This is a genomic window from Delftia sp. PX-1, from assembly GCF_055797465.1.
In genome coordinates this window covers 19,480-35,894 of the sequence record NZ_CP184764.1, presented here as the reverse complement: position 1 = coordinate 35,894, position 16,415 = coordinate 19,480, and the positions used below count along the sequence as shown (strand labels likewise).

General features: G+C 64.9%; 24 protein-coding genes. 7 read left to right on the top strand and 17 right to left on the bottom strand.

Annotated elements, in window-relative coordinates:
* Positions 1–18: 18 nt before the first annotated feature.
* Both traJ and ACN20X_RS29270 read right to left on the bottom strand, forming a co-directional pair.
* A complete protein-coding gene (gene traJ, locus ACN20X_RS29275; RefSeq protein WP_011255188.1) occupies positions 19–390 on the bottom strand; it encodes a conjugal transfer transcriptional regulator TraJ in 372 nt (123 codons plus the stop codon).
* 4 nt (positions 391–394) lie between these two features.
* Positions 395–616, bottom strand: coding sequence for a hypothetical protein (locus tag ACN20X_RS29270; RefSeq protein ID WP_011798730.1), 222 nt, complete (start codon positions 614–616; stop codon positions 395–397).
* A gap of 363 nt (positions 617–979) precedes the next feature.
* On the opposite strand from ACN20X_RS29270, the gene ACN20X_RS29265 reads away from it, so the two are divergent.
* From ACN20X_RS29265 to ACN20X_RS29255, 3 genes are read left to right on the top strand one after another with little or no spacing between them, the layout of a single operon-like run.
* Positions 980–1,399 carry a TraK family protein gene (locus ACN20X_RS29265; protein WP_012478175.1) on the top strand — a complete coding sequence of 140 codons (420 nt, stop codon included), beginning with the start codon at positions 980–982 and terminating at the stop codon, positions 1,397–1,399.
* Positions 1,399–2,124 carry a nucleotide-binding protein gene (locus ACN20X_RS29260; protein ID WP_012478176.1) on the top strand — a complete coding sequence of 242 codons (726 nt, stop codon included), beginning with the start codon at positions 1,399–1,401 and terminating at the stop codon, positions 2,122–2,124. The genes ACN20X_RS29265 and ACN20X_RS29260 overlap by 1 nt, the downstream gene beginning before the upstream one ends.
* Positions 2,124–2,564: a conjugal transfer protein TraM gene (locus ACN20X_RS29255; protein WP_012478177.1), complete on the top strand. Its 441-nt coding sequence runs from the start codon at positions 2,124–2,126 to the stop codon at positions 2,562–2,564. Before ACN20X_RS29260 ends, ACN20X_RS29255 begins: the two co-directional genes overlap by 1 nt.
* Positions 2,565–2,757: 193 nt before the next feature.
* Here ACN20X_RS29255 and ACN20X_RS29250 read toward each other — a convergent pair whose 3' ends face one another.
* The 13 genes from ACN20X_RS29250 to ACN20X_RS29190 form a co-directional block, all read right to left on the bottom strand.
* Positions 2,758–3,393 (bottom strand): IncP plasmid survival protein KfrC family protein, encoded by a 636-nt coding sequence (locus ACN20X_RS29250; protein WP_012478178.1) that lies wholly within the window; start codon positions 3,391–3,393, stop codon positions 2,758–2,760.
* 29 nt (positions 3,394–3,422) lie between these two features.
* Entirely contained in the window at positions 3,423–3,770 is a 348-nt protein-coding gene (gene kfrB, locus ACN20X_RS29245) for an IncP plasmid survival protein KfrB (protein WP_473210861.1), read from the bottom strand.
* A 173-nt stretch (positions 3,771–3,943) separates the two neighbouring features.
* Entirely contained in the window at positions 3,944–4,966 is a 1,023-nt protein-coding gene (locus ACN20X_RS29240; protein WP_012478179.1) for a DNA-binding protein, read from the bottom strand.
* A gap of 199 nt (positions 4,967–5,165) precedes the next feature.
* Positions 5,166–6,224 carry a transcriptional repressor gene korB gene (locus ACN20X_RS29235; protein ID WP_012478180.1) on the bottom strand — a complete coding sequence of 353 codons (1,059 nt, stop codon included), beginning with the start codon at positions 6,222–6,224 and terminating at the stop codon, positions 5,166–5,168.
* Entirely contained in the window at positions 6,221–6,985 is a 765-nt protein-coding gene (locus ACN20X_RS29230) for a ParA family protein (protein WP_062804245.1), read from the bottom strand. Before ACN20X_RS29230 ends, ACN20X_RS29235 begins: the two co-directional genes overlap by 4 nt.
* A complete protein-coding gene (locus ACN20X_RS29225; protein WP_011255197.1) occupies positions 6,982–7,290 on the bottom strand; it encodes a transcriptional regulator KorA in 309 nt (102 codons plus the stop codon). Before ACN20X_RS29225 ends, ACN20X_RS29230 begins: the two co-directional genes overlap by 4 nt.
* Positions 7,291–7,410: 120 nt before the next feature.
* Complete coding sequence (locus ACN20X_RS29220) at positions 7,411–7,821, bottom strand: DUF2761 domain-containing protein (RefSeq protein WP_011255198.1); 411 nt, start codon at positions 7,819–7,821, stop codon at positions 7,411–7,413.
* Position 7,822: 1 nt separating this feature from the next.
* Positions 7,823–8,149 (bottom strand): KleE stable inheritance protein, encoded by a 327-nt coding sequence (kleE, locus tag ACN20X_RS29215; protein WP_012478184.1) that lies wholly within the window; start codon positions 8,147–8,149, stop codon positions 7,823–7,825.
* A 209-nt stretch (positions 8,150–8,358) separates the two neighbouring features.
* Positions 8,359–8,595, bottom strand: coding sequence for a stable inheritance protein KleA (gene kleA, locus ACN20X_RS29210; RefSeq protein WP_011255200.1), 237 nt, complete (start codon positions 8,593–8,595; stop codon positions 8,359–8,361).
* A 157-nt stretch (positions 8,596–8,752) separates the two neighbouring features.
* On the bottom strand, positions 8,753–9,010 hold the full coding sequence (gene korC, locus ACN20X_RS29205) for a transcriptional repressor KorC (protein WP_012478185.1): 258 nt from the start codon (positions 9,008–9,010) through the stop codon (positions 8,753–8,755).
* 16 nt (positions 9,011–9,026) lie between these two features.
* Positions 9,027–10,235, bottom strand: a complete 1,209-nt coding sequence (locus ACN20X_RS29200) for a hypothetical protein (RefSeq protein ID WP_012478186.1) — start codon at positions 10,233–10,235, stop codon at positions 9,027–9,029.
* Positions 10,236–10,246: 11 nt separating this feature from the next.
* Positions 10,247–10,465, bottom strand: a complete 219-nt coding sequence (locus ACN20X_RS29195) for a hypothetical protein (RefSeq protein ID WP_012478187.1) — start codon at positions 10,463–10,465, stop codon at positions 10,247–10,249.
* 44 nt (positions 10,466–10,509) lie between these two features.
* A complete protein-coding gene (locus ACN20X_RS29190; protein WP_011114069.1) occupies positions 10,510–10,938 on the bottom strand; it encodes an antirestriction protein in 429 nt (142 codons plus the stop codon).
* Positions 10,939–11,110: 172 nt separating this feature from the next.
* On the opposite strand from ACN20X_RS29190, the gene ACN20X_RS29185 reads away from it, so the two are divergent.
* Both ACN20X_RS29185 and ACN20X_RS29180 read left to right on the top strand, forming a co-directional pair.
* A complete protein-coding gene (locus ACN20X_RS29185) occupies positions 11,111–11,374 on the top strand; it encodes a type II toxin-antitoxin system RelB/DinJ family antitoxin (protein WP_011114070.1) in 264 nt (87 codons plus the stop codon).
* Complete coding sequence (locus ACN20X_RS29180; RefSeq protein ID WP_011114071.1) at positions 11,361–11,642, top strand: type II toxin-antitoxin system YafQ family toxin; 282 nt, start codon at positions 11,361–11,363, stop codon at positions 11,640–11,642. Before ACN20X_RS29185 ends, ACN20X_RS29180 begins: the two co-directional genes overlap by 14 nt.
* 1,385 nt (positions 11,643–13,027) lie before the next feature.
* Here the strand turns inward: ACN20X_RS29180 and trfA are convergent.
* Entirely contained in the window at positions 13,028–14,251 is a 1,224-nt protein-coding gene (trfA, locus tag ACN20X_RS29175; protein WP_011013257.1) for a plasmid replication initiator TrfA, read from the bottom strand.
* Positions 14,252–14,299: 48 nt separating this feature from the next.
* Positions 14,300–14,638, bottom strand: a complete 339-nt coding sequence (locus ACN20X_RS29170) for a single-stranded DNA-binding protein (protein WP_011013259.1) — start codon at positions 14,636–14,638, stop codon at positions 14,300–14,302.
* Positions 14,639–14,747: 109 nt separating this feature from the next.
* Here ACN20X_RS29170 and ACN20X_RS29165 point away from each other — a divergent pair, with 109 nt between their 5' ends.
* Together ACN20X_RS29165 and trbB are read left to right on the top strand one after the other, a co-directional pair.
* The gene (locus tag ACN20X_RS29165; RefSeq protein ID WP_011013260.1) at positions 14,748–15,107 is read left to right on the top strand and encodes a transcriptional regulator; all 360 of its coding nucleotides are present in this window, start codon (positions 14,748–14,750) and stop codon (positions 15,105–15,107) included.
* A 314-nt stretch (positions 15,108–15,421) separates the two neighbouring features.
* Positions 15,422–16,387 carry a P-type conjugative transfer ATPase TrbB gene (gene trbB / locus ACN20X_RS29160; protein ID WP_011013261.1) on the top strand — a complete coding sequence of 322 codons (966 nt, stop codon included), beginning with the start codon at positions 15,422–15,424 and terminating at the stop codon, positions 16,385–16,387.
* Positions 16,388–16,415: the final 28 nt, after the last annotated feature.

The following is a 16,415-nucleotide window of genomic DNA, read 5'->3' as shown; positions in this document are numbered from 1 at the left end:
TTTTAGCCGCTAAAAAGCTCAAGGCTCGGCCCTCGGCTGCACCACGGACTTCATGAGTCGGCTCATTTCGTCCTGGGTGGCTTCGATCCGGCCCAGCAGGGCAAGGATCGTGGCGTCTCCGAAGCGGGCCGTGCGCGGGTCGTCGGTGAGCCATAGCTTGAGCAAACCGCCCAGCCGGCCGAGGTCGCCATTCACCCGCACCAGCTCGCGCACGTACTCGTAATCCATGACGCCCCTGATCTGGTAGCCCTGGCCCACGTCGCGCAGGTAGCGCGCCACGCTGACCCCGGCCCTCTTGGCGTTCGCCTCGATCTGTTCCTTCTCGTCGGGGAACACCGGCACCCGTAGGTGCTGCCGCCGCTTCGCGGTCGGCTGTTCGTCGGCTTCCATGTCGCTACCCCTTGAGCGCGTGCGCCGTGTGTCGCGCGTAGGTCGCCACGGCTCGCCAGTAGGCGGCCATCGGCCCCTTGCGGCGTGCCCATGCCTTTTCCGCCTCGTCGTTGGCCTGCGTGCGCAGCTCGCGCAGCACGCGGGCAAGGCGCTGCCGGTCGGCAACCGGAAGCGCCTGGAGTTCGCGGCCTGCTGGAAGCTCCAGCAGCGGATTGATGTAGCCCATGTCGTTCGTCTCTCGCTTCTTGGCCGGCGGTAGCCGGCAGCCTCGCAGAGCAGGATGCCCGTTGAGTGCCGCAGGCGCGAATAAGGGACAGCGAAGATAGATAACCGGCCCGCCGGTTAGCTAACTTCGCACATCCTGCCCGCCTTACGGCGTTGATAACACCAAGGAAAGTCTATACCGAAACCTTCGCATCTGTCTGCATTTAGCGCGAAAAGATGGCGGATATATCGAATGAAGGCGTACAATGCCCGGAAAGCGCGCTAGATGCAGCGGTGTCAAGCTGCTATCCACGCGCTTTACATAGACTTTCCACGGGTCGATACATGAAAATGACGGCTATTTACAAACCACGGAAGCGAGGCGATGGCAGAAAGCAGCTACCCCCAAGAGCTGGCCGCGCGGATCGAGAAACGGGCCGCCAAGAAGCGCCGACAGGACGCGACGGCCGTTGCATTCCTGGCCGTGCGCGTGGACGTGAAAGCCGCGATGGATGCTGGCTATGCAGTGACGACGATCTACGAGGACATGCGCGAGATCGGCCGGGTCAAGTGCAGCTACGAGACGTTCCGCAAGCACGTCCAGCGGTACATCAAGGCCGCACCAGCAGCACCCGCGCCGGTGCCTCCCCCGGCGGCCAACCAGGCCAAAGGGGAGAAGCCGGCGCAACAGGAAGGGGGGTCGAAGGCGAGGAAGCCGAAGGCACCCGAGCCGAAGAAACCCGAGTCGGCAGGGATCGCCGGCTTCAACTACAACCCGAAACCGAATAAAGAGGATTTACTGTAATGGCGAAAATTCACATGGTCTTGCAGGGCAAGGGCGGCGTCGGCAAGTCGATGATCGCGGCCACCATTGCGCAGTACAAAGCGAGCAAGGGGCAGACGCCGCTTTGCATCGACACCGATCCGGTCAACAGCACGTTTGAGGGTTACAAGGCCCTGAACGTGCAGCGCCTGAACATCATGGACGGCGACGAGATCAACACCCGGAACTTCGATGCCCTGGTGGAGCAAATCGCCTCGACCAAGGGCGACGTCATCATCGACAACGGGGCCAGCTCGTTCGTGCCGCTGTCCAGCTACTTGATCGGCAACCAGGTTCCGGCGCTGCTCCAGGACATGGGGCACGAACTGGTGGTGCATACGGTCGTCACCGGCGGGCAAGCCTTCCTGGACACCCTGAACGGCTTTAGCACGCTGGCCCGGCAATTCCCGGCCGAATGCGTGTTCGTGGTGTGGCTGAACCCGTATTGGGGGCCAATCGAGCACGAAGGCAAGGGCTTCGAGAAGATGAAGGCGTACACCGACAACAAGGCGCGGGTGTCGGCCATCATCCAGATTCCGGCGCTCAAGGAAGAAACCTACGGCCGCGACTTCTCGGAAATGCTCCAGGAGCGCCGGACGTTCGATGAGGCCCTGGCCGACTCGGCGCTCACGATCATGACGCGGCAGCGGCTCAAGATCGTGAAGTCGCAACTCTTCCAGCAGCTCGACAACGCGGCGGTGCTCTGATGGCGAGCGATGACAAGATCGAAGAGCTGATACGGGAAATCGCGGTCAAGCACGGCATCGCCGTTGGCCGCGACGATCCGATCTTGATCCTCCAGACGATCAACACCCGACTGATGCAGGACAGCCAGGCCGCGCAGCAAGAAATCCTGGATCGCTTCAAGGAAGAGCTGGAAGCCATCGCACACCGTTGGGGGGATGACGCCAAGGGGAAGGCCGAAAGGACGCTCAACGCGGCCCTGGCGGCCTCCAAAGAGGCGATGGCGAAGGGGATGCAGGACGGCGGCAAGGCCGCCGCCGAGGCGGTGCGGCGCGAGCTGGAAGCGGCCGCCGCGCAGCTCGCCGCGCCGATCCGCGAAGCGCGGCGCGTGTCGTACATGAACATCGTGGCGGCCGGCATGGCGGTTTTCGCGGCCGCCCTCGCGTTGTGGGCATCGCTGTAGATGGCGATGCGGGATCTCATCGTCAGAAATGGCGATGGTCGACCGCGCCGGCGGCATCGCCGGAACTGGCGAGGCTGGCCAGCCCCTTGCATCGTCGGGAATGACGGTGCTGCAGGATGCCGCCAGCGGCGGGCCTGCATCGCCGGAAACGGCGAGGCTCGAGGAAAAAGCCCGGCAGTGCCGGGCTTTCGTTTTAGACGGGCCGCGTGAGGCCCAAGCTCTGCGACCGGCCTGGTCGCTCCAGGGCCTGCGCCTGCTTTCGCTCCTGCTCTTCGCGGCGTTGCAGCGCCTGGTGCCGGCGTGCCGCCTCGCGCATGGCATCCCAATCGGCCGCCAGCTCGGGTTTCTCGGCGCGCATCTTGCGGGTCGCCAGCTCTTCGACCTTCGGTGAGTGCAGGCCCATGCCTTCCTTGATCTCGCGGACGGCTTCCAGGCGCACGTGCAGGGACTGCAAGCGCGCCTGCTGCTGCATCTGCTGGTTCTGCCAAGCGCGTTTCGCGCCAGGCCGGGACAGTAGGCCCGGCTGGTTGGCCTGGGTCTGCTGCAAGCGCGCCTGCTGACGGTCGATCAGGTTTTCAAGCCGATCCTCGATGCGCTCCACCTGGTCGTGCTTGGCCTGAACGTACAGGGCAAGGGCTTCCTGGTAGGTCTGGTCGAGCGGGGCGGCCTCCAGGGCCGCTTGCTGCTCGGCCTCTGTGGCTTCGGCAGCGGCCAGCAGGCCGTCGCCGGCGGCGTCGGTTCTGCTGGTCGTGCTTGTTGCGAAGCCGGCGGATGCCGGCTGGATGCGGCGGGCGTCTGCCCGGCCGGCGGTGGGTGTGAGTCGTCTCAAGGCGTGGCCCTCCTTTTAGCCGCTAAAAGCTATCGGGACCGGCCTCGCGTGAGTTTCGGGGCCTCGGCGGCAACGGTTGCTTTGCCTTGCGCGCTGTAGCTGATGCTCTTTGTGCTCCCGATTTCAGGTACTTTATCGAAATCTGACCGGGCGTGCATGACAAAGTTCTTGCCTACCTGCTGGTACACCTGGTTGTTGTCGGCGTGAACGATCACGCCGTCATGGGTCTGCTTCTTGTCGGCCTGCTGGGCCATGTACAGGTTGTAGATGCCGGGCTTCAATGCGCCAGCCTTGTCAACCTTCTGGTTGGCCCATGCCCCTTCTTGCTCGGTCTGAACGATGCGTTGGCCGTTCATGACCAAGAGGCGCTGTTTCATCGGGCGCTCCTTATCGTCGGTGTGGTCATTTCAAAATGTGGAATAGATGGGCCTCCTTGCCAGTCCAGCAAGAAAAAAGCCGACCTCGGCATGCGCGAGGCCGGCTTTCCTCTCGTGGCCGGATGTGTAGTTCCAGGTTACACCCTCGATTTTATTGAAAACCGACCGAAATATCAGGTCTTTTTCGCGCCGCCCGTCTTGCCCTTCTCCTGGGCCATGACGGTTTCCAGGGCTTCGAGCCGGCCGCGCAGGGTCGCGGCGTCCTCGCGGGCCTGGCTGGCCTCCTTGCGCGCGGCATCGCGCTCGGCCTGGGTGGCCGTCAAGCGTTCGGCCTGGCGGTGCGCTTCGGCCGCTGCTGCCTTGCGCTGCTCCTGGTGCGCCTCGCGCTCGGCTTCGGCCTTGGCCTGCACCTTTGCCAGCTCGCCCCGCACCTGGTCAAGCTGCCCGGCCGCCGCCTCGGTGGCCTTCTGCTGCTCGGCCAGCGCCGCCCGCGCCTGGTCGGTGGCCTGGTTGGCTCGCTCCAGGTCGGCGCGCAGCTCGCCGGCCCGGCGCTCGATCTCCGTTGCCCGGCTGTTCGCGGCCGCCAGGTCGGCCCGCAGGGCCTCCGCCTGGTCGGCGCTCGCGGCGGCCTTCTCCTGGGCTTTGTCGCGCTCCGCTCGGGCTTGGCGGGCCTCCTGGTGGGCGTGATCCAGTTCCGTGCGCAGCTCGCCGGCTCTGGCCTCGGCCGTGGCCGCCCGCTCGCTGGCCGCTGCCAGCTTCTCGCGTAGCGCCCCAGCTTCCCCCTTGGCGTCGGTCTCTGCGGCCTCCAGGGCCTCGATACGGCCCTTGGCCTCGTCCAGCTCGCCGGTGAGCTGGTCGGCCAGCTCTGCGGCCTCCTGGCGCGCTGCCTCCATTTCCTGCCGGACGGCCTCCAGCGCCTCGCGCTCGGCGGCCAGCCGGTTGTTCGCCATTTCCAAGGCCACGGCCCACAAGTCGCCGCCCAGCTCGGCCAGCTTCTCGGTGATCGCCGCCGGTGCCGGCTCGCGGATCGGGGCCGCCTGGCTGGCCTTGCGTGCCCGCCATTCGTTCATCGCCTCGGAAATGGTCGTGAAGCTCCCGCCGCCGAGCTGCTTGCGCACGCTCGCCAGGGTCGGGTTCTGGCCGGCGGCGTCCAGCTCGTCGGCGACCGCAAATATCTGCTCTTTCGTGATTGCCATGATCGGGCCTCCTTTCGGCCGGTGTTGTATGTTGTAGCGTGTAGCATACTACAACATACAACATAGCGCAAGTGTTTAGCTGAACTTTTTTAGCGGCTAAAACGGGCCAGCCCGGCGCTGGGCGCGCAGGCAAAAAAAAGCCCCGCTCGATGGCGGGGCGCAGGGGTGCGGGGGCGGCGGGGTCTGGTGCAGGGGGGGTCTAGCCCTCCAGCAGCGCGACAAGCTGCACTTTGCCAAGGTCGGCCTCGAACTCCTGGCCGTCATCCTCGTACTTGAGCCAGGCCCAGCCCTCGGCCGGCGGCCGGCGGTTGAGGATCAGGCGGGCCGGGCGGTCGTCGTGCGTGACCTGGATGATCGCTTTCTTGAGCTTGTCCGGGTCGGGTTCCTTCGGCTCCTTCTTCTTGGCGTCATCCTCCGGGCCTTGCCCGTCGCCCTCGGCCTCGCCATCCGTCTTGCCGCTGAACGCATCGACGGTGTTGGGGTCGCGGTCGCCTTCCTGGTGGCGCTTGTCCTCCAGGTACTCGCGCAGCAGCTTGACCGATCCGCGCGTCAGCTCCTGGCTGTCGTCGGCCAGCCACGCACCCACTTCCTCGGGGTTCTTCTTGAACGCCGTCACCAACTCGTTGATGACGGTCACATCCTTGGCGCGGCCAGTGTTGAACGCCTCGGCAATCGGTTCGGGCAAGTCCAGCAGCGTGACGTGCTGTGTGACGAACGCCGGCGACTTGCCGATCTCCTTGGCGATCTCCGACTTCTTCTTGCCCTTCGCCAGCTCGCGGCCGATGAAGTCCGCGATCTCGCGGGCCGTCAGTTCGTTGCGTTGCAGGTTCTCGATTACCTGGTCGGCCTCGTTGTAGTCGTTGTCGATGAAAGCCGGGATGGTGGTCTTGTCGGCCCATTTCGAGCCACGGTAGCGCCGCGCACCGTGGTTGATGAGGTAGCGGCCCGGCGCGTCCGGGTTCTCGCGCACGCTGATGGGCGACTTCACGCCGCGCAGCTTGATCGTCTCGCCGATCTCGGCGATGGACTCCGGCGAGAAGCCGGGGTTGTCCGCCGTGCGCGGCTGGTGCGGGTCTTCGTCGATGAGGTCAAGCGGCAGCTCCTGCGGGCCGCCAGGGGCCGCATTCGCGGCCTGTGGCTCGTCCAGCAAGCTCGACAGGTCGCCGAGGCCATCCAGGCCCAGCCCGCCGCCCTTGGGCTTCTCTGCGGCCGCTTGCGGGGCCTTCTTCTTGGCGTTGGTCTTTACGGCGCTGGTCATTGCGCGATCTCCATCTTCGTGAACACGTAATCCGCCAGGGCGCGCACTTCCTGGGTGGCCTTGCGCGCAGCGGTTTTCTTGATCTTCCACACTGGCATCTGCTCGCCCAGCGCCTCCGCGATACTGTCTCGCGCGCCGACACTGAACGGCAAGATCAGTTGCGGATATGCCTGCTGCAAGGTCGCCAGGTTGCTGACGTGGCGCGGCTTCCGCGCGTCCACCTTGTTCGGCACCATGCCGAGAAAGCGCAGCTTCGGGTTTTGCTTGCGCAGGTTGCCGATGACGGCAACCATCTTCTTCATGCCTTGCAAGCTGTACGCCTCCATTTCGACCGGCGAAAGCATGTAGTCGGCGGCCAGCACGGCCGCCGTCATGGCAACGCCAAGGGAAGGGGCGGTGTCGATCAGGCACACGTCGAAGAACTCGCCTAGCGCCGCGATGCTGGCCCGCAGCGCGCCGGCGGCCTGGGCCAAGTCCATCTTGTCCAGGTTGGCCAGGCTGGCATCGGCCGCGATCAGCGCCAGGCCGTCATCCTCCCGGCCAGCGAACCAGGCGCGCAGCTCGTCGCCGCCGGCGGTGAACATGCGACTGGCGGGATAGCCCGAGTCGTGGCCGGCCAGCGTCCAGCTTGCATTGCCCTGGGTGTCCAGGTCGACCACTGCAACCCGAAGGCCGCGCTCCTGGAAGTCGAACGCCAGGTGGCAGGTTGCGAAGGTCTTGCCCTGTCCGCCTTTCTGAATTGCCGTGACCAGTGTTTTCATGAGTTGGGTTCCTGTTTCCTCTTTCCCTTGGCGTCGGCTTCCCAACGCTTGACGATGAACGCTTGATGCTCCGGCAGTACCGCCGTCACCCGCGCGAAGCCCTGCGGGAGCACTTCCCCCGCCGCTGCCCACACGCGACTGACCGCTTGCGATACCGCCCCCTTGGTCAGCCCCAGCGAGGCCACAAACTCGGCCTGGGGCCTTCCATCGACCAGCACGCCGCGCGCTATGTCGATGGTCTGTTGCCCGATCTCCAGGCCCTTGATCGCCGCCTGGAATTGGGCTTCGGTTAGCCGTTTCTTCATGGAGAACACCCATATAAACTCCACACCCGGTTGTTGAACAAAAGGCGGTGCCAGCCGCCGACCATGTGCAGAAGTTTAGCTAAACTCGCCGGGCGCGTCAAGCCTTTTAGCGGCTAAAAATCACCCCTTCTTGGCGTCATCCGAATACAGCGCGGCTAGGCGCTTGAGGTCGTCGGGGCCTTGCTGAACCTCGACCACCCGCATTCCGTAGCGCCCCATCTGCGACGCGGCGCGCGAAACTGCGAGCTGCTGCGCGTGGTCGGCGCTCACGAAGAACGTCATCAACGGCCCCACGGTGCGCGTGCCGCCGCTCGCAAAGCACACGTCGAACGAACCGCCATGCACATGCGGATCGACGCCTTCAACGAGCCGCCAGGGGTCAAGGCCCCATTCCTCGGATTGCGCGCTGTACCAATAGGCCGGCGCATCGCCGTTCAAATCGCTGGCCGCGTACTCGCGCACCAGGACGGCCACGCGGCCCGTGGTTGGCTCCACGAATCCCGGCGGGTAGGGCAGGGTCTGTTTTTTCATGTCAAAGCCCCTTCGGCTTGTAGATCGAAACGAAGTAGGTGATCGCGGTCAGCACCGCGAAGTACACCAGGAACGACCAGCCGGCATACACGCCAGGCGTGTTCCAGTGGTAGAGCATCCGCACGAACTGAAAGAAGGTGGCAATCGACAGCACCCACTTGAGGATCGGCCAGACCAACACGGTCGCCACCCATACGAACTTGACCAGGCCGGCCAGCAGGCCAGCACCGGGGGCCTTGTTGGGGGCAGCAGGCGCGGCGGCAGGCTCCACCGGCGCGGGCGCGGCGGGCTGCTCGATCTCCTTGGGGAACTTGATGATGTTGGACATAGCTTGACCCTCCACGCGCTTACGTGTTGAATGCTGGGTGCTCCCACTCGGAAGCATGGTTACGGTGTGCCAGCACCAGGCCAAGCGCCCCGGATCACTCCGGGGCGTTCCTCCACCTGGGGCCGCCCTTGATCTTGCCTCGGCTCACGCAATACTCCCTTCTTGGCGTCCTCGATAGGCCCGGCCGTTGCCGACCGGGCCATGTGCTCTTACCAGCCGGCCCGGCGCTTGGCCTGCTCGACGGCTTCCATCGACCAATGGCCCTTGGCCTGCCCCTCCAGGGAGCATCCGGCGAAGTACGCCTTGCCGCGCAGTTCCTCGGCTTTGCGCACCAGCTCGGCCGCCTCGGCCATCATGGCCGCGATCTCGTCACGGCGGGCCGGGAAGTCGGTCGCTGCCGCGCCCTCCAGCTCGTCAATCCAGGGCATGATCTTGTTGTCGCTCATCGGACTTTCTCCGGTAGTTGACCTGGGCGATGTGCCCGGCCTTCAAGTGCTATATTAGGGCAAAATGCCCTAGCCTGTCAAGCACTTTAGCTAAACTTTTTTCGCTTTACCGGAATCCGAAGGCTAAACTTTAGCCGCTAAAACCTTTCCCTTGGCGTCAATCCTCTTTCCAGATCACGCCCAGCCCGGCCAGGTCGCACAGGATCGCCCATGCCGCATAGGGAATCGGGGTGTCCTCGCCGATCCAGCGGCGGATCGTGCGGTCGCCCTTCGCGCCCAGCCCCAGCGCCTTCGCGGCCTTGCTGCCGCTGAACCCGGCCAGGCGCAGCACCTCGCGGACTTCCTCGCCGGTCGGTTGTGCCCAGCGTTCGGCCGGCTTCAAGCACTCCAGCCGGATATTGGCGTCGTTCGTCATTCGTTCGTTCTCCTGGTCAAGTGATAAGCCGCAACTGGTCGAAGCCGTAGATCGACTGGATGCAGCTCGGGTCTGAATCGACCACGCGCCGGCCTGCGCGATTGGTCTTGTACGTTACCGGCCTGTCGTCGTGCGCCCACACCTGGCGGGTGTCGGGATGCACCTTCACGATGATGATGCGCTTGCCGATGTAGCGGTCGAAAACCGGGTGATGGACGCTCACGATCTCGCACCGCTGGCCGGGCTTGAACTCCACCCGGTCGGCCGGGCCTCCATCGCCATTCCTGGCGATGCTGCAGGTTGCCGCGCTCGCTCCCGGCATCGTCGTTTCCGGCGATACAGGCCCGCCCTCGACCGGCTCGGCATCGTCGGCTTTGACGATGCTGCAGGTCATCGTCGTTTCTGGCGATGCGGGATCTCGCTCCGGGCCTGCGCCGGTGATTTTTCCCTTGGCGTCCAACCCGGCGGCCCTGGCCGCCTTGATCCTGGTCGCGGCCTCGGCCGCCCAGCGCCTGGCGATGAAGGCCCGATGCGAGGGCAGCACCACATCGACCAGGACGAACCCCGGCGGCACCAGGACGGTCGCCGGTTCGCGCCGCGCCGGCGGCTCCAGGCCGGCCAGCCAAGCGGGCAGGGGAGCATCGGCCAGGCGGTCGCGGTAGCTGGCCTCGACCATCACCGGGCGCTTCTTCTCGGCTCGCTGCGCAGCCAGGATGCCGCGCGCAACCTCGTCCACCGTCATGCAGCCCTGCGCCGTGTCGAAGTGCGAGCGGTAGCCCGTTTCGGAGATAAACGGCCTGTCCAGGTCGATGACGTGGAACTGGAAGTGGGCACCCAGCGGCCCGCCGTAGCCGGCCTCGTACTCCACCAGGGCGCGCATGTCGCCATCCGCGACCAGGAACTGGCCGCGCTGGCCCCACAAGGGCACGTCGCCAGGCACCGCCGCGCAATGGCGCTCGATGACCTGGCCGGGCGCGTCGTGGTCGGCCATGCTGCCCACGTGCGTTCCGCCGTTCATCTTCCAGATGACGGCCTCGTATCGGTCGCTGGCCGCCTCGGCGGCCGCACCGTCGCCGCGCATGATCGCCGCGTCGATCTCCACCACGGCCGCCACGGCGGCGGCCAGCAGCTCGTCGCGTTCGGTGGGCAGCTCGGCCAGCAGCTCGGCCGCCGGCGCGTTCCAGTCCTGGCCCGGCTGGGCCGGCGTCTTGCGTTTCTTCGCCATCGGCCGGCCCCTCAAGTGTCAGCACGCCGCCACGCGATCACGTCGCGGGCTTCGTAGCCGTGGCGCTTGCAGTCGTCGCAGAATCCCGAGCTGAACCCCTTGTGGTTCGTGCCGATCCATGCGGCCGGCTTGCCGCATTCGTGGCCGTAGGTGCCCGGCTCGGCGTTGTGGCACTTGCCGTCCGTCGCGTAGCTGTTCGTCGGTGCCTGGGGAGCGTTGTTCCTGGTCATGGTCGCCTCCTGGAAGCCCCGGCCGAAGCCGGGGCCGCCCCTCATCAGTCAATAGCCCGGTAGATCGCGGCCGCCTCGGCGTGGCTGGCTGCGAAGCCGCGCAGGAAGTGATAGCGGTCGATCAGGGCATCGCCGGCGTCCGTGTCGGCGGCCTCGGCCGCGAGCTGGCCCAGCGCGAACAGGGTTGCGACAATGCCGGCGGCGTCGGCCGACAACTCGCCTCGGAAGCCGTTGCCGTCCACCTCGATCTCCAGGCGGTCGGCCAGGTCGGGGGCCATGTAAAAACCGCCGTCCGACAAGGTGTAGTAGTGCCAATACGCGCCGCTGTAGCGTTCGCAGAGCCGGCGAAGCCAGGCATACACCAGGGCCTCGCCGCGCATCATCAGACGCGGGCCGAAGTAGGCGGGCAGGAAGTCGAGGCGCTGGGCCTCGGCGACCAGGGAAGCGGTAACGGGTTGCTCTTGGGTGTTCATCGGACTTTCTCCGGTAGTTGACCTGGGCGAAATGCCCGGCCTTCAAGTGCTATATTAGGGCAAAATGTCCTAATCGTCAAGCACTTTAGCTAAACTTTTTGGCCGCTAAACCTTGCCCTTTCCCTTGGCGTGCATTACAATGTAATTCACGAACCCAACCGGAGAACCAATCATGGCTGCAAACCAGCTCGTACAAACGCGCATCGACGGCGCGATCAAGGAAGAAGCGGCGGCCGTCCTGGCCGCGATGGGCCTTACCGTGTCCGACGCGGTGCGGCTGCTGCTCACGAAGGTGGCCCAGGACAAGGCGCTGCCCTTCGAGCCGCTGATTCCGAACGCCACCACCATCGAGGCGATGAAGGAAGCCCGCAAGGGCAAGCTGCCGCGCTTCGCCACCGTCAACGATCTGATGGCCGATCTGCATGCGGCAGATTGAGCGCACCGGCCAGTTCAAGCGCGACTACAAGCGCGAGGCGAAAGGGCAGCACCGGGCCACGCTCGACGCCGACCTGGTGCCCGTCCTGGTCGCGCTCGCCGACGACCAGCCGCTGGAACCTCGGCACCGCGACCACGCGCTGACCGGGGACTGGAAGGATCACCGGGATTGCCACGTCAAGCCCGACCTGGTGCTGATCTACCAGAAGCCCGACGCCGACACGCTGCGCCTGGTGCGCCTCGGCTCTCACTCCGAACTCGGCTTGTGATCGGCGCGGGCCTGGCCCCGCGTCTCACGTTTCATTGACACTTGAGGGGCGCTTTCCGCGCCACCGGCCGAGCTGGCCGACCCCCTTCCTTGGCGTAAAACCTGCGGCGGTGGAGCTGCTGCGATGCTTGAGGATCGCGCGGCCGGTCGAACCGCGGCGACCTGGTTGGGGAGTGTGAGGGGGCTTTGCCCCCTCGCAAGCTCTCGAACTTACTGCCTTCCGCCAGGCGCTTGCGCCTGGCTCTCCTAAGCCGTAGCGCCGAAGGCGCTCCATTGTGGGGTGAGGCCGCAAGGCGGCCGAGGGGCGTAGCCCCTGGGGGGATGGGAGGCCGCTTGCGGCCGGGTGGGATCGAGAAGGGGGGTTTCCCCCCTTCGGCGGCCGGTCATGCTGCGCGGCAGCTTGGGCCGTGTTGCCGTTTTTTTCGCCAGCCTCTGGTTAAAACTACCTGGTTATATAAAAAGGTTATAAAGACGGTTAAAAACCTGGTTAGCATGACCGAAAAACGCGCGTAAACCGTTGTCACGCCAAGGAAAAGTGCGAAGAGGCCGCCCCTCAAGTGTCAATGGATAAGCCCCCCATGTGTCAATACGCTGCCCCTCAAGTGTCAAGAACCGCGCCCCTCAAGTGTCAGTAGGGCCGCCCCTCAAGTGTCAATACCGGGGCAGGGTTCCTAACAGGGTTATCCACAACTTCGGTGGATAACTCCATGCCGATCAGGCACTTAGGCCGCCTCGGCGGCCGCCTGGACGGCTCGACCAGGCCGAAATCGGCCGCTGCCCCCCAAGTGTCAACATCGCGCCGGCCCCGCTGCCCCTCAAGTGTCAACGTCAGGGCTGCGCCGGCCGGCCTCGGCCGACTTGTCCCGAAACTGTCCACAACGGCCGCGCCGGTGGGGCAGGGCAGGGAAGGCCCCGGAAACGGGCCAGGAAGGCCCGTCAGGGCCGCAAAGCCCAGCGGCGAGGGCCACCGGCCCGGTGAGCGTCGGGAAGGCGCTGGAAGCCCGCCAGGGGCGAGACGGGCGGCTCTGCCGCCTGGCTCGATGCGCAGCACGACATAGCCGGTTCTCGCGGCCGCCGGCCGGGAGAATCCCCCGCAGCTCGGCCCCTCAAGTGTCAAAGGGTGGATCTCATCGTCAGAAGCGGCGATGCGAGATCCAGCGCCGGCGTCGGCCGTCATCGTCGGAACTGGCGATGGGGCCCTCGGTTCATCGTCAAAGGTGGCGATGGTCGACCGTGGCCTGGACGTGGCCAGCCTCGCCGGAAATGACGATGCTGCAGCTCGACGTGCGCGCGACCAGGTGGCCGGAACTCCCTCGTCAGAAGCGGCGATGCTCGAGAAAAAAAGCCGCCTCGATCTCGGGCGGCTCTCCAGGGGCAGGGCGGCGGTCATCGCTTGCAATGCACCAGGTCGTCATTGATCCAGGCGCTGTCCACCAGGCCGTTTTCGCGCAGCTCGTCGCATGCCTCGCTGACCTGCTCGCGCCACTTCTTCACGCGGGTGGAATCCGAACCGCACATGAGCCGGAACGTCTCCAGCTTGAGCGGGTACGGCTCCTTGTGCGTGGCAAAGTAGTCGAACATCCGCCGCGCGGTGGGCGACAGCTTGCGGTACTTCTCCCACACGAATTTCGTGTAGTGGTCGCCGGCGAACAGCACCACCATTTCGGTGTCGATCTCGACCTGGCAGCGCGACGTGCGCTTGCCGCGATCCAGGATGCGGAAGCGCCGGATCAGCGACACGGATTCCAGGCGGCCCAGCCGCTGGGAAGAGAACTGCATCGCGGACGCTTGCAGCCGCGAAAGGCAGTCCTCGGCCTGCTTGTAGTAGCGGCCATTGATCGACCAGCCCAAGTCCTGGCAAATCTCGTAGAACGTGAACGTGACCGGCTCGCCCAGCGGCGTGCGCTTCGCGTATTCGAGCACCTGGGCAAACACCAGCTCGTCGCTGTCGGCGCGTAGCTCGATGCCGGTAAAGGTGATCTCCACGTCCTTGCTGATGTGGTAGATCGCCTCGCGCTGCAAGGCGGCGCGGGGCACCTTCTTGTTCCTGGTCGTGAAGATCGCCGACCGGCCGAAGTCGTTGGGCATGGCCCGCATGTGGTCGGGCCACGGCGCGAGGTCGAACAAGGAAAGCTGCATGTCCTTGATCTGCTGCTTCGTGTGCTTGAGCAAGGCGGCCTGCTTGGCCTGGCTGACCTGCTCGGCCAGCTCGCCGGTGGCACTGGCCGGCTTCTCGGTCGTTTTCTTGGTCGCCATCTGTTGCGTTCTCCGTTCGGCGGTCACGCCGCTGACTTTCTCGGCCAAGGTGTTGACCACGGTTCGCGGCTCGGGCGGAAGGCCCATAGTCCGCGCCAGCTCGGCCGACTCGGCCGCCATCCGCTCGGAGCGCGCCACGGCCGCGCTGGGCGGCGGTGGCGGTGGCTCCGGCGCTGCCGGCCCGTCCGGCAGCTCGAAGAGGGAACCGGCGGGGCGGAAAGCCCCGCCGGCGGTGCCGGCCTGCGCGTTGCGCTCGGCCGCGTAGCGGCGGGCAAGCGCCGTCGCGTCGGCCTCACTCAACCCGCCGTCGATGAGCTTGCGGCGGTAGCCCTGCTCGTCGAAACTGTCCGGCATATCTTCGTCCTCCTAGCATAACGCCCGGCCTGTGGCCGGGCGCGTTTCTCATTTGCCGCCTGGTTCCTTGGTATCCAGGTACTCGATCACGTCGGCGATGAAGTCAAAGCCGTACTCGGTCTGGCCGTCCTTCTCGAACTTCGTCGGCTCGATGCGGCCCTGGACGAACACCTTGGAGCCTTTGCCAAGGTACTTGCCCGCGTTCTCTGCCAGGCCGGCAAACGACTTGATGCGGAAGAAGTCGGTTTGCTCTTTCTTCTCGCCGGCGCGGTCGCGCCACACGCGGTTCACGGCCAGGTCGAATACGGCGCGGGCGCTGTTTTCGCTATGGCGAACATCAGTATCACGGGTAAGATTGCCGATAAACTGGAATTGGTTATGGCTCATGCGTAGCTCTCCAGGCTGTGATGAAGCCTAGAGTTTAGCTAAACCTAATTCCGAGGTCAAGAACTTTAGCGGCTAAAATTTCGAGCCGCCCATGCGCAAGGCGACGCCTTTGTATAACTACATCTTCTTCACGAACGTGCTGCGGCTGCTTGATGAGCGCCACATGACGAAAAAGGAGCTATCGGACAGGTCGGGGGTTTCGATCTCCTTCCTGTCCGATCTCACTACGGGCAAGGCCAATCCGTCCCTCAAGGTCATGCAGGACATTGCCAAGGCCCTTGATGCGCCGTTGCCCCTTCTGCTTGAATCAACCGACTTGGACAAGGACACGCTCGATGCCCTGGCCGGCGGCAAGGCTCCGCAGAGCCTTCCTGCCGGTTTCGAGCGAGTGGCGGCGGTGCTACCGTCGCATCAGGCATTCATCGTCAAGAAGTGGGGCGAGGCCGCCCGCAAGAAGCTCCGGGGGTAGGACGCCAAGAAAGAAAGCAGGGAAGGGACGCGGCAAGGAACTGAGCCAGCAGAAGCCAGCACTTTTTAGCCGCTAAAGCCCGCCGGGGTGGCTCAACCCCCGGAACACCCACAACGCAAGCCATAGGTTCGGTGCGAGGCGCACGGAGCATGCGCCGCGTTGTTTCTATTGCGATCAGCTCGGGACACGATTGAAAACACTCAATCCGTCATTCCGTTTGCTTGCTCGTCAAAAGACTTCGGTATATCGTATGAACCTGTGTAGAATGCGTGCGGTCAGGGCAGCACGCAAATCACATACATGGGATACACGGAATGACCGAACAGAAGCTGGAACACAACACGATCAAGGAACGGGCGAAGAAGAAGCTCGAACGCGACATGGGGCCGGAGCTGTTGGCAGCTCTGAACGATCCCAAGACCGTTGAAATCATGCTCAACGCGGACGGCAAAGTCTGGCAGGAGAAGCTGGGCGAGCCGATGAAGTGCATCGGCACCCTTCGCTTCGCGCAGGCCCAAGCCATGATCGAAACCATTGCCGGCTACCACGGCAAGGAAGTCACGCGGCAGCGGCCGATCCTGGAAGGCGAGTTCCCGCTAGACGGTAGCCGCTTTGCCGGCCAGCTCCCCCCGGTCGTGCCCGCACCGACCTTTGCGATCCGCAAGAAGGCGGTCGCCATCTTCACCCTGGCGCAGTACGTCGAGCGCGGAATCATGACCGCGCAGCAGCGCGATTCCTTGATTGCCGCCGTGCGTGCCCACCGGAACATCCTGGTGATCGGCGGCACCGGCTCGGGCAAGACCACGCTGGTGAACGCGATCATCAACGAGATGGTGCTTCAAGACCCGACCGAACGGGTTTTCATCATCGAGGACACCGGCGAAATCCAGTGCGCCGCCGAGAACTACGTCCAGTACCACACCAGCATCGACGTGACCATGACGGCGCTGCTCAAGACCACGCTGCGCATGCGGCCCGACCGCATCCTGGTCGGCGAAGTGCGCGGCCCCGAAGCACTTGATCTGTTGATGGCCTGGAACACCGGGCACGAAGGAGGAGCCGCAACCCTGCACGCAAACAACGCCAAAGCGGGCCTTGATCGGCTCGCCATGCTCATCAGCATGCACCCCGATTCACCCAAACCCATTGAACCGCTGATAGGCGAGGCGGTTCACGTGGTCGTTCATATCGCCCGCACCCCTGACGGCTCGCGGCGCATCCAGGAAATCCTTGAGGTTTCCGGCTACGCCAACGGCCAGTACGCAACCAAAACCCTGTAACCCTGTAACCCTGTAAGGAGCTTAGACC